The following is an 11,919-nucleotide window of genomic DNA, read 5'->3' as shown; positions in this document are numbered from 1 at the left end:
CCGTGCCCGTGGCTACTGTTCGTCCTCGTGCTGGGTGAGGTTGCGCTGCATCAGTGCGAAGAAGCGGTCGTAGAACGGTCCGGCGGGGATCGTTTCGCTGGCCACCTTGACCAGCGAATCTTCGCTTGGCGTCAGCGGGATCGATACCGATCCGATCGCGCTGACGCCGACGGTCGTCGAGTTCGGGTTCTTCTTGAGTGCGTAACGGTCCTGGATGGCATTGACGTACGCCGTCGAGAGCTTGCCGAGACGGCCTTCCGGGGCACATACGACATGAAATGCGATCTGCACATGCACCTCGCCCGCGGGCTGGAAATTCTTGCTGGCGCTGATGAAATCGGACTTCACCGTGGTCGGCAGGTAGCCCTGGCTGAGCAGTGCCCGCCGCGCGGCTTCGCAGGTCGCTTCGACGCTGGCGTCGAACAAGCGCGAGAAGGTCTCGTTGGCCTCGAAACCTTCGTTCTGGTAGACCGCGATTTTGTCCGGCGCGCTGCCGCAGGCGGACAGCAGACCGGTCAGAAGCAGCAACATCGCGGCGGTGATCCGAGTCAATGCGCCTCGTCCCAGTTCGCGCCTACACCGACGTCGACCAGCAGCGGCACGCGCAGCTTCGCCCATTCGGTCATCAGGCGCGGTAATTCGGCACGGACTCGGGGCAACTCGTCGTCCGGTACTTCGAGGACGAGTTCGTCATGCACCTGCATCAGCAGCCGCGCCTGCAAACGCTCGGCGTCGAGCCAGCCCTGCACGACGATCATCGCCGATTTGATCAGGTCGGCGGCCGATCCCTGCATCGGCGCGTTGATCGCTGCGCGTTCGGCGCCCTGGCGACGCGCGGCCAGGCTGGAATGGATTTCGGACAGCCACAGGCGACGCCCGAAAACGGTTTCGACATAGCCCTGGGCCTTGGCCGTCGTGCGTGTTTTCTCCATGTAAGCGGCGACGCCGGGGTAACGCGCGAAATAGCGCTCGATGTACGCTTGCGCCGCACCGCGTGTCAGGTCGAGTTGGCGAGCGAGGCCGAAAGCGCTCATGCCGTAGATCAGCCCGAAGTTGATGACCTTGGCGACGCGCCGCTGGTCGGGACCTACATCGCCCGGCGCAACGCCAAAAATCTCGGCGGCGGTGGCACGATGCACGTCTTCGCCCTGAGCAAAGGCTTCGAGCAGGCGCATGTCTTCCGAGAGGTGCGCCATGATGCGCAATTCGACCTGTGAATAGTCGGCCGAGACGATGCAACTGCCCGGCGGCGCGATGAAGGCCGCGCGGATACGCCGTCCTTCGGCGGTACGCACCGGGATGTTCTGCAGGTTGGGGTCGCTCGATGCCAGCCGGCCAGTGACCGCGACCGCCTGCGCGTAGCTGGTGTGCACGCGGCCGCTGTCGGCATTGACCATTTTCGGCAGCTTGTCGGTATAGGTGCCCTTGAGTTTCGCGAGTTGTCGCGATTCGAGCAGGATCTTCGGTAATGGATAGTCGAGTGCGAGTTCGGAGAGCACCTCCTCGTCGGTCGACGGCGTTCCCGAGGCAGTCTTCCTTTTCACGGGTAGACCAAGCTTGTCGAACAGGATTTCGGCCAGTTGTTTCGGCGAGTTGAGGTTGAACGGCTGGCCAGCGGCGGCGTACGCCCGTGCTTCGATCTCGAGCAGGCGCTTGCCGATTTCCTGGCTCTGCTGCTTGAGCAACTCGGTATCGATCAGTACGCCGGTCCGTTCCATGCGAAAGAGGATGTCGCGTACCGGTATTTCGATGTCTTGATACACCCGCAACAGACCGGCGTCGGCGGCGATCTGCGGATACAGCCGTTCATGCAGGCGCAGGCAGAGGTCGGCGTCTTCGGCGGCGTACTCGGATGCCTGATCGATCGCCACCTGGTCGAAACCGATCTGCTTCGTTCCCTTGCCGCAGAGCACTTCGTAGGGGATCGTCGCGAGGCCGAGGTGACGAGTCGCGAGCTGACCCAGATCGTGGCCGCGAACGCCGTCCTTGCCGGATTCGAGGACGTACGATTGCAGCAGTGTGTCGTGTGCCACACCGGCGAGATGAATGCCGTGGTTGGCCAGTACATGCTGGTCGTACTTGAGGTGCTGGCCGATCTTCGCGTGTCGTGGCGATTCGAGCCAGGGCTTGAGACGCGCCAGCACTTCGTCGCGAGGCAGTTGCGCTGGTGCTCCGGGGTAGTGGTGGGCGAGCGGTAGGTAGGCCGCTGCACCGGGCCCGACCGCCAGTGACACGCCGACGAGGCGGGCGGCAAAGGGGTCGAGGCTGGTGGTTTCGGTATCGAGCGCGGTCAAGGGACTGTGCCCGATCTTCTCGAGCCAGCGCTCGAAAGCCGGCCAGTCGAGGATCGTTTGGTAAGCCGCGCGGTGCGCAGCGTCGGCCAACAGGTCGGCCTGGGTGCTCGGCGCGGTGGCCGGCAGCGCGCCATCGTCCGTCGGCATGCGACTGGCGCGATCGCCCTGTACTTCCTTGAGCCAGCTGCGCATCTCGTAGTGCGAGAAAATCTCGACCAGTCGTTCGCGATCGATGGGCCGCGGTTTGAGGTCGGTCGGCGCCAGCGCCAGGTCGAGGTCACAGCGTACCGTCACCAGGCGGCGTGCCAGCGGCAGGAAATCGAGTGCGCGCCGCAGGTTCTGCCCGACGACCCCGCCGATGTCAGGCGCGGCAGCGATGATCCCGTCGAGCGAGCCATACTGCTCCAGCCACTTGATCGCCGTCTTGCTGCCGACCTTGTCGACACCGGGAACATTATCGACCGTGTCACCGATCAGCGCCAGGTAGTCGACGATGCGTCCGGCCGGCACGCCGAACTTGCCGATCACGCCGGCTTCGTCGAGCAGTTCGCTGCTCATGGTGTTGACCAGCCTGACGCGTGGGCCGACCAGTTGCGCGAGGTCCTTGTCGCCGGTCGATACCACCACCTGCACACCTTGCGCCGCCGCCTGCACTGCCAGCGTCCCGATCACGTCGTCGGCCTCGACACCGTCGAACATCAGCAGCGGCCAGCCGAGCGCCGCGATCGCCGCGTGCAGGGGTTCGATCTGGCGAATCATGTCGTCGGGCATTGGCGGGCGGTTGGCCTTGTACTGTGGGTACCAGTCATCACGAAAAGTCTTGCCCTTGGCGTCGAAGACGCAGCCCTTGTAGTCGATTCCAGCCGCCTGGTAGTCGTTTTCGAGGCGGCGCAGCATGTTCAGCACGCCATGGATCGCTCCCGTCGGCTCGTTCTGCGTCGTGCGCAGGTCGGGCATGGCATGAAAAGCGCGATAGAGGTAGGACGATCCGTCGACCAGTAGCAGGGTGGGCATGGGCGGGCCATAAAGGTATGCAAGGGCTTCGTCACCGGAGCGCATGACCATGAACCGGTCGCTACAGCCCGTCGGCGATTTCACGGCATTATCGCAGAGTTCTGTGAGCCGACCCAGTCGCCACTGGCTCGGCAAGCGCAGGCTGCTTCGCAATCTGTACTACAATCCTCCTTGCTGGTTGGTGAACTGCTCACTGATCGATTAATCACCCAGGGAAACTCCTCATGCCTCGCGTTCTTGCCATCTCTGCCCTGCTGATGCTCGCTGCCGCGCCAGCCCTTGCCCAGAACCGGGCGGATTTGCAACCCCTGCCGGCAGTCCCGCCAGCACCGCCGGAGATGGCCCCTCTGGATGCGGCGCTGGAACCCGAGGTGACGATCATCAAACGCGAAGGCGATACCGTCGAGGAACACCGGATCAAAGGCAAACTCTACAAAATCAAGGTGACACCGGCGCACGGCGTTCCCTACTATCTGGTGGACCGGGAGGGTGACGGAAACTTCAGCAGGGAGACGATGGGGTCTCCCGAAATCAGCGTCCCCACCTGGGTGATCGGGACTTTTTGACTGCCGATCCTGCCCATCCGTTCTTGTTGCCGTCAACCCGTGCTGGAGCGCCATGTCGGTTTTCACCCCACTGAGCACCGAGCAGGCGGCAGCCTGGCTTGAGGACTACGAGCTGGGCACCCTGGAAAAGCTCTCCGGGATTGCCGAAGGCGTCCAGAACTCGAACTTCTTTCTCGACACGACGCTTGGCCGCTACGTGTTGACCATTTTCGAGCAGGCGCCCGGCGAGCAGCTTCCCTTCCACATGCAACTGCTGGCGCACCTGGCTGGACAGGGTATCCCCTGTCCGGCACCTGTGGCCAACCGCCGTAACGAGTATGTCGGCCAGCTTCAGGGCAAGCCGGCAGTGATCGTCAGCCGGCTGCCGGGGAGCGCCGAGAGCAGCCCGACCCTGGCGCAATGTGCGGCGATCGGCGAGATGCTTGCGAAGCTGCACCTCGCCGCGCAAACCTGCCCTGTCCAGTTGGCGCATCAACGCGATATTGCCTGGTGCGCGTGCGTTGCCATGCATCTCGAGCCCTGGCTGGATCAAGACGATGCCGCGCTGCTGCGCGACGAAGTACGGTATCAGCAAAGCGCACGGCCGACCGGCCTGCCGCGCGGCATCATTCACGCCGATCTGTTTCGCGACAATGTTCTCTTTGTCGGCGAGCAGGTGAGCGGCTTGCTGGACTTTTATTTCGCCGGCGTTGACGACCTGCTGTTCGATCTGGCGGTGACCGTCAACGACTGGTGTGCCACCGCGACCGCCGGGCTGGACGCCGAACGTAGTACCACACTGCTTGCCGCTTATGGCCGGTGGCGTCCGTTACTGGCCAGCGAACAGGCCGCCTGGCCGACGCTGTTGCGTGCAGCGGCACTGCGTTTCTGGGCTTCGCGCCTGTACGATCACCATTTGCCACGTCCTGGAGAACTGGTCATCGAACGCGATCCGGATACCTACCGCAGCCTCCTGCTGGCGCGGCGCGCGCTGGACAGTCGCCATGCCTGTCTTGCCACAGCCACCAGGGCGGCCAGCATCAGCTACCTTTAGGTCTGCACCCACATGCTCAAGGAAAACTTCCCTATCCCCGCGCCGATGTTCAACGGTGCCAGTCGCCACGTCGATGTCGGCAACGCCTTCGACTGGCTCAGACAGGGCTGGGCGATCTTCATCGTCAATCCGGGGGTCTGGATGGCGATCACGGTGATTCTGATCGTCATCCTGTTTGGCCTGGCGATCGTCCCCTGGTTTGGTCAGCTCGCGGTTTATTTGCTGACGCCACTGCTGATTGCCGGAATGCTGCTCGGCTGCAGGAAAGTCGAGCGCGACGAGGCGCTCGAAATCAGCGACCTTTTCGCCGGTTTCCAGAGCAACACCGCTGGCCTGTTGATGCTCGGGGTGCTCTACATGCTGGCCATGCTCGGCGTGTTCCTGCTGCTTATCCTGTTCGTCGGCGGTGGTGTTGCCGGCATGATGATGGGCAATCCGGTCGCTGTCGGCATCGCTTTCGGCGGCTTCTTGCTGGGCACGCTGCTGTCGCTGCTGCTCTGCGTACCGATCGTGATGGCCATCTGGTTTGCACCGGCGCTGGTGGTCTTCAACAAGCTGCAGCCGGTCGACGCGCTCAAGGCCAGCTTCCATGCCTGTCTCAAGAACACCCCGGTTTTTCTGGTCTATGGCCTGATCAGCCTGGTACTCTGCTTCTTCGCTGCGTTGCCCGTCGGGCTCGGCTTCCTGGTCCTCGGGCCAGTGCTTGCCGGCTCGGTATACGCCTCCTATCGTGACCTTTTCATTGCCGCCTGAAGCGACCTGACGACATGCAAGCACTGACTCTCCCCGCCGCGCAAGGCTGGCGCTGGCTGACCGATGGTTTCCGGATTTATCGCAAAAATCACCTGATGCTGACTTTGCTGGTCGTCAGCTATTGGGTGTTGATGGCTCTGGTGAATATCATCCCGGTGCTCGGCACCGTGGCGACGACGCTGTGCATCCCCGCCTTTTCGGTCAGTCTGATGAATGCCTGCCGCAGGATCGATCACGGCTCACCCCTGTCTCCGCAACTCCTGTTCTCGGGTTTTGCCAGTAATCTGCGCGGCTTGCTGATTCTGGGTGCCATCTATCTGGCGGCAACGATCGGGATTCTCGCCGTTTCGGCGCTGGCCGACGGCGGTGCGTTGATGGCGATGATGCTGGCCGGCCAGAAACCCGCTGAAGAGGTGGTGAACGATAGCAGCTTGCTGCTGGCCACCCAGATCGCGCTGATCTTCCTGTGCCCGTTGATGATGGCCTACTGGTATGCCCCGGTGCTCGCCGGCTGGCATGGCTTGTCGCCGGCCAAGGCGCTTTTCTTCAGTTTCGTCGCCTGCCTGCGCAACTGGCGCGCTTTTCTGGTGTATTCGCTGGCCATCATCGTCGTCGCGACACTGGTGCCCGGGCTCATCCTCGGCATTCTGGCGACCCTGCTACCCGGCAGCGCAGCGCTGCTGGCGATCGTGATGACGGTGTTGCTGATTCTCGTTCTCGCGCCAACGTTGTTTGCCAGCTTTTACATCAGTTACCGCGACGTTTTCGTTACCTTTGAAGACGATGCCTGATCGCCCCGGCAAGCGGCCGCTGGGAATTTTCGGCGGCACCTTCGACCCGGTTCATTTCGGCCACCTGCGTCTTGCCGAAGAGGCCGCCGACAGTCTCGAGCTCGCTGGCGTGCGCTGGATTCCGGCCGGCCGGCCGGCTCTGCGCGCATCGCCGCAAGTGACTGCACGGCAGCGGCTGGCAATGGTGCGCCTGGCGATTGCCGACAACCCGCTCTTTACGATCGATGCCGCCGAGGTCGAAGCAGATCGGCCAAGTTACACCGTGCCGACCCTCGAACGTCTGCGCCAGGTCGATCAGTGTGGTCGGCAACAGCCGCTGGTGCTGCTGATCGGTGCCGACGCCTTTGCCGGCTTGCCCGGCTGGCATCGCTGGCGGTCACTGTTCGATCTGGCACACCTCGCTGTTGCGCAGCGTCCCGGTTTTTCGATCGATAGCGCCTGTCTGCCGGCGGAACTGGCGAGTTGCTATCGCGATCGCTTCTCGGCCAGCCCGGCGACACTGGCCGAGTCACCTGCCGGACGTATCGTCACTTTTACGATGACTCAGTTGGCGATCTCGGCAACCGGGATTCGCGGCCTGCTGGCGAAAGGCAGCAGTCCCCGCTATTTGCTGCCTGACAAAGTGATCGCTTATATTCTTACCAAACACCTTTACCCGGAGTACTGATTTGCCCATACCATTGCCCCAACTGGAAAAACTCGTGGTCGACGCGCTCGAAGACATCAAGGGCCGTGATATCGAGGTGATCGATACCAGTCGCCTGACCGCACTTTTTGACCGCATGGTCATCGCCTGTGGCGACTCCAACCGTCAGGTCAAATCGCTGGCCCAAAACGTTCAGGACAAGGTCCGTTCCGCCGGCGGGCAAGTCCTTTCCTGCGAAGGCGAGGCAATTGGCGAGTGGGTGCTGGTTGACCTCGGAGACATCATCGTGCATGTCATGCAGCCGGCGGTTCGCAGCTATTACAAGCTGGAAGAACTGTGGGGCGGCAAGGGGCCGCTACGCGTGCAGCGGCTTCCCGCAGAGGCCACGGCTACAGGCGAAGAATGAAACTCGCCATCCTCGCGGTCGGCCACAAGCCGCCTGCATGGGTGGCCCAGGGTTGCGCCGAGTACGTCAAACGCATGCCGCGCGAATTGCCTTTGTCGATCGTCGAAGTCAAACCGGAACCGCGGGGATCGAAAAGTCGCGAACAATTGCTCGCCGCCGAGAAAGTCCGCCTGCTGACGGCACTGCAGGGTTATCAGCGAATGGTCGTACTTGACGAGCGCGGTGTCGATCTGCCGACGCTGCAGCTTGCCGATCGCCTCGCCCGCTGGATGCGTTCCGGGGGGGCGACAGCCTTCGTCATCGGCGGTGCCGATGGCATTGACGAGGCCTTGAAACGACAGGCCGACGAAGCAATCCGCCTGTCGAGTCTGACCCTGCCGCATGCCCTGGCGCGCTTGATTCTCTGCGAGCAGCTGTATCGCGCAATCAGCATCGTCCGCAAGCATCCTTATCATAGGGAAGGTTGATGTCCGTCGATATGCCGTATTTGCGCGTGCATCTGGCGTCACGCAGCCCACGTCGGCGCGAGTTGCTGGCGCAAATCGGCCTCGGTTTCGATACCCTTGTGCCGCGCAATTCACCCCGTGACGACCCCGCCCTGGACGAAACGCCGCTGCCTGGCGAGAACCCGACGAGTTACGTCGAGCGTATCGCTCGCAGCAAGGCGGAACACGGCTGTAGTGTTGTCCGTTGGCGAAAGCTCTTTTCGCAACCGGTCCTGGCCGCGGACACCACGGTCGAACTGGCCGGCGAACTGATCGGCAAACCGCATGACGCAGAGGATGCCAAACGTATTCTGAAGCGTCTTTCCGGCAACACGCATCGAGTCCTGACGGCAGTAGCCATCGGCTTCGAAGATCGCATCGAACTGGCCCTGTCGATCAGCGAAGTGCGTTTTCGCCCACTCGATGATGGCGAGATTCGTCGCTATGTCGCCAGCGGTGAACCAATGGACAAGGCTGGCGCTTACGGCATCCAGGGGCGTGCCGGCATGTTCATCGAGTATCTTGCCGGCAGCTACAGCGGCGTGATGGGTCTGCCGCTGTGTGAAACGGCACAATTGCTGAAGCGTTTCGGCTATAGACTGTAAAGTTGATACAACGCTCAGGAACACCGCCCATGGCTCACCCCGTCAGTGAACATGACGACATCGATACGCGGATATTCGCCGAGCAGATCGCCATGGTCTACCAGCTGACGCCACATACCCTGGCGATGTCGATGATCGGTTCGACGCTGATCCTGTTTGCCCTTTGGTCGCTGGCGCCGCCTGCGCTGCTGCTGAGCTGGTATGTGCTGCACCATCTGGTGACCCTGCTCCGCTATCTGCTGATCCGAAGCTATCGGCGAGCCAGGCCGGTACCAGCAGCAGCACCGCTCCGGGCCCGGCGATTCGTCATCGGCACCAGCGCGGCAGGACTGATAGGCCGAACTGTATTCGGTTCTGGCGCGCTGGCTTTGAGGAACCGGTGTGCTCCCACGCTTGTCCAGCACGCAAGCATTTCCATGCGCTTGCCCGGCGTGAGAATGCGAAACGATCCACGGCTTCGGAAAGAGAGACGAGTCATTGCGCATTCTGCTGGTTGAAGATGATGTCATGCTTGGAGACGGCATCCGTGCCGGTCTCAAGCTGGCCGATTATGCGGTCGACTGGGTGCATGACGGAGAGGCTGCACGCCTGGCGCTGCTCGACCATGCCTATCAGGCCTGCGTTCTCGATCTCGGTCTGCCGAAGCGCGACGGGCTGTCGGTACTGAAGGAACTGCGGCAGCGTGGCAATCCCCTGCCGATACTGATCCTCACCGCCCGCGACAGCAGTGCCGACAAGATCGCCGGGCTCGATGCCGGCGCCGATGACTACCTCACCAAGCCCTTCGATCTTCTGGAACTGCAGGCGCGTCTGCGGGCGCTGATTCGCCGTGCTGGCGGCACTTCGACGCCGATCCTGGAGCATGCCGGCGTGATGCTCGATCCGGCCAGCAAACGTGTGACCCGCGACGGCCAGCCAGTCCCCCTGTCGGCTCGCGAGTACGCACTGCTGCATGACCTGCTCAGCCACAAGCAGCACATTCGCTCGCGCAGCCAGCTCGAAGAAAGTCTGTACGCCTGGGGCGAAGAAACCGGCAGCAACACCGTCGAAGTATATATTCACCAACTGCGCAAGAAGCTTGGTGCCGACTTCATTCGCACCGTTCGCGGCCTCGGCTACCGTCTGGACGACACTCGCTGATGCCGGGCACTGCCCCCGGCATGTCCGGCCAGTCACTGCGCTGGCGCCTGCTGCGCGCCGTTTTTGCTACCGCCTTCCTGGTCTGGGGTCTGATCGCCATCCTCAGTTACGGTCAGGCCCGGCACGAAGCCGAAGAACTGATGGATGGACATCTGGCGCAATCGGCCCGCTTGTTGCTGGCGCTGATCCGCGACAACGAGAGCCACCTGGCAGATCTGGCGACACGTCTGGCACTGGCGCGCAGCAGTGAAGACCGTCCCTACGAGTCGCCTCTAGAGTTCCAGATCGGGCGTGCCGATGGGTCGCTGTTGCTGCGCTCGGAGTACGCACCGGCAAGCTCTCTGGCAGCCGCGCCGGGTTACGAGAATATCGCCCATCACGGCCACCCCTGGCGGGTGCTGACCATTGCCGCGCCTTCTGACGACTATCGGGTGCAGGTCGCGCAGTCGATCGATCTGCGCGACCGTGCGGCACTTGAAGTGGCCAGCAAGACCGTCCTGCCGATCGCCCTGATTTCACCGCTACTGCTGCTGCTGATCTACTTTTCGGTGCGGCGTGGACTGAAGCCGCTCGACGACCTGGCCGCCGATGTGGCTGCACGTTCGCCGGAAAACCTCAAACCGCTGGCCAGGCGCACTGCACCACGCGAAGTGCAGCCGCTGCTTGCCGCCCTCAACCGGCTCCTGGCCAGGCTTGCTGACGCACTGGACAAGGAAAGGCGCTTCACTGCCGATGCCGCGCACGAGTTGCGTACGCCGCTGGCGGTGGTCAAGGTCCAGGCGCAGGTGGCGCAGTTGAGCAGGAATCCCGACGATCGCCAGCACGCCTTGCAGCAGATCGTGTGCGGAGCCGACCGTGCCGCGCGGGTACTCGAGCAACTGCTGCGCCTGGCTCGTCTCGATCCCCTCGCGGAACTGCCCAGTGCAGGCAAGGTCGATCTCGGCGAGCTGGCGCGCAGGCTGCTGGTCGAAACAGCAGTGACCGCCGACGCCGGGTCGGTTCACCTGCAGGCCAGTGCGACGCCCTTGCTGGTCCGGGGTGACGGAGAGCTGCTGGAAATCGTGCTGCGCAATCTGCTCGATAACGCCCTGCGTTACACGCCGCCGGGAACGCAGGTCACACTTTTCGTACAGCGGCGGAACGGCGACATCCTGCTCGGCGTCGCCGATGACGGGCCGGGCGTCGCGCCGGAGGAGTTGTCGCGGCTTGCCGAACGCTTTTATCGCGGTCGCGATGCCCATGCCGAAGGCAGTGGACTGGGGTTGGCCATCGTCCAGCGCATCGCCGAATTGCACGCGGCGTGCTTGGAGGTCGAGAACCTCAGCGGCGGTGGTTTCGAAGCGCGCCTGCGCTGGGTCGGATCGGCTGGGGTTCCGTAGTTTCATCCGCCATGGCGCCTTGTGTAGGCGGTCCATCCGCCGACTTCCTCATGCCCGGTCGTGTTGATATTATGGCGCGATGTGCAGCCATTTCGAATCCGTCAAAGACCGACAAATATTGAAAAGCCACTTTCGACTGGACGACGTCCCGGAAGGTGGCAAGTGGGATATGTGGCCCGGCTACCTGGGCCCGTTCATTCGTCGGCAAGAATTCGTTGACCTTGGCGACGAAGTGCTCCCCGAACGTGAAGTACTGCTGGGTTCCTTTGGACTGATCCCGCATTGGGCCACCGACACCAGGATCGCCCGGCAAACCTACAACGCCCGATCTGAGACTGTCGCAATGAAGCCCAGTTTTCGTGATGCGTGGAAAAAGTCGCATCACTGCATCGTGCCAGCCGACGCCATCTATGAACCAGACTGGCGTTCCGGCAAAGCAGTAGCCACGCGCATTGCCCGTGCCGATGACCAACCCATGGGGGTCGCCGGCCTGTGGTCCTGTTGGCAATCACCTCAGGGCAAGGCCATGCACAGTTTCACGATGCTGACCATCAATGCGGAATCCCATCCGCTGATGCGCCAGTTCCACAAGCCCACGGATGAAAAGCGGATGGTGGTCATCCTGCACGAGGATCGCTACGACGACTGGCTGCGAGCCGATGCGCAGTGCAGCTCGGAATTCCTGAACCCATATCCCGCAGATGCCCTCAAGGCAGAGGTGCCTGGGTCTCGCAAGCAGTCCTTGATCGTAAAAGTATAGTGGACCTGGTTTTCAGAACTGGGGGCAGCTCTCGGACCTGCTGCGCG

At 62.6% G+C, this 11,919-nt stretch carries 14 protein-coding genes; 12 read left to right on the top strand and 2 right to left on the bottom strand.

All coding sequences use genetic code 11. The annotated features are described in order from the left end of the window. Positions 1-12: 12 nt before the first annotated feature. Both V5B59_RS17860 and polA read right to left on the bottom strand, forming a co-directional pair. Entirely contained in the window at positions 13-552 is a 540-nt protein-coding gene (locus V5B59_RS17860) for a DUF2242 domain-containing protein (protein WP_248594607.1), read from the bottom strand. Beyond that, positions 549-3,308: a DNA polymerase I gene (polA, locus tag V5B59_RS17855; RefSeq protein WP_169068993.1), complete on the bottom strand. Its 2,760-nt coding sequence runs from the start codon at positions 3,306-3,308 to the stop codon at positions 549-551. Before polA ends, V5B59_RS17860 begins: the two co-directional genes overlap by 4 nt. A 224-nt stretch (positions 3,309-3,532) precedes the next feature. On the opposite strand from polA, the gene V5B59_RS17850 reads away from it, so the two are divergent. The 12 genes from V5B59_RS17850 (at position 3,533) to V5B59_RS17795 (ending at position 11,872) form a co-directional block, all read left to right on the top strand. Continuing rightward, positions 3,533-3,874, top strand: a complete 342-nt coding sequence (locus V5B59_RS17850; RefSeq protein WP_034920250.1) for a DUF2782 domain-containing protein — start codon at positions 3,533-3,535, stop codon at positions 3,872-3,874. A gap of 52 nt (positions 3,875-3,926) precedes the next feature. After that, positions 3,927-4,907, top strand: coding sequence for a homoserine kinase (locus V5B59_RS17845; RefSeq protein WP_169068992.1), 981 nt, complete (start codon positions 3,927-3,929; stop codon positions 4,905-4,907). Positions 4,908-4,919: 12 nt separating this feature from the next. Next, on the top strand, positions 4,920-5,660 hold the full coding sequence (locus V5B59_RS17840) for a BPSS1780 family membrane protein (RefSeq protein ID WP_034920254.1): 741 nt from the start codon (positions 4,920-4,922) through the stop codon (positions 5,658-5,660). A gap of 14 nt (positions 5,661-5,674) precedes the next feature. After that, positions 5,675-6,451: a BPSS1780 family membrane protein gene (locus tag V5B59_RS17835; protein ID WP_169068991.1), complete on the top strand. Its 777-nt coding sequence runs from the start codon at positions 5,675-5,677 to the stop codon at positions 6,449-6,451. Then, positions 6,444-7,118, top strand: coding sequence for a nicotinate-nucleotide adenylyltransferase (gene nadD, locus V5B59_RS17830; RefSeq protein ID WP_169068990.1), 675 nt, complete (start codon positions 6,444-6,446; stop codon positions 7,116-7,118). The genes V5B59_RS17835 and nadD overlap by 8 nt, the downstream gene beginning before the upstream one ends. Before the next feature lie 7 nt (positions 7,119-7,125). Next, entirely contained in the window at positions 7,126-7,503 is a 378-nt protein-coding gene (gene rsfS, locus V5B59_RS17825) for a ribosome silencing factor (RefSeq protein ID WP_169069003.1), read from the top strand. Continuing rightward, the gene (rlmH, locus tag V5B59_RS17820) at positions 7,500-7,970 is read left to right on the top strand and encodes a 23S rRNA (pseudouridine(1915)-N(3))-methyltransferase RlmH (RefSeq protein WP_169068989.1); all 471 of its coding nucleotides are present in this window, start codon (positions 7,500-7,502) and stop codon (positions 7,968-7,970) included. The genes rsfS and rlmH overlap by 4 nt, the downstream gene beginning before the upstream one ends. Then, positions 7,970-8,593 (top strand): Maf family protein, encoded by a 624-nt coding sequence (locus V5B59_RS17815; protein WP_169068988.1) that lies wholly within the window; start codon positions 7,970-7,972, stop codon positions 8,591-8,593. The genes rlmH and V5B59_RS17815 overlap by 1 nt, the downstream gene beginning before the upstream one ends. A 29-nt stretch (positions 8,594-8,622) precedes the next feature. Then, positions 8,623-9,090 (top strand): hypothetical protein, encoded by a 468-nt coding sequence (locus V5B59_RS17810; RefSeq protein ID WP_169068987.1) that lies wholly within the window; start codon positions 8,623-8,625, stop codon positions 9,088-9,090. Continuing rightward, the gene (locus V5B59_RS17805; RefSeq protein ID WP_034908860.1) at positions 9,071-9,733 is read left to right on the top strand and encodes a response regulator transcription factor; all 663 of its coding nucleotides are present in this window, start codon (positions 9,071-9,073) and stop codon (positions 9,731-9,733) included. The genes V5B59_RS17810 and V5B59_RS17805 overlap by 20 nt, the downstream gene beginning before the upstream one ends. After that, positions 9,733-11,112, top strand: coding sequence for an ATP-binding protein (locus V5B59_RS17800; RefSeq protein ID WP_169068986.1), 1,380 nt, complete (start codon positions 9,733-9,735; stop codon positions 11,110-11,112). The genes V5B59_RS17805 and V5B59_RS17800 overlap by 1 nt, the downstream gene beginning before the upstream one ends. 79 nt (positions 11,113-11,191) lie before the next feature. Next, complete coding sequence (locus tag V5B59_RS17795) at positions 11,192-11,872, top strand: SOS response-associated peptidase (RefSeq protein ID WP_034908859.1); 681 nt, start codon at positions 11,192-11,194, stop codon at positions 11,870-11,872. Positions 11,873-11,919: the final 47 nt, after the last annotated feature.

It is taken from the genome of Candidatus Accumulibacter contiguus (assembly GCF_036625285.1).
Lineage (GTDB): Bacteria > Pseudomonadota > Gammaproteobacteria > Burkholderiales > Rhodocyclaceae > Accumulibacter > Accumulibacter contiguus.
Note: the sequence above shows the minus strand (reverse complement) of the source record. Positions and strands in the feature narration are given on the sequence as shown.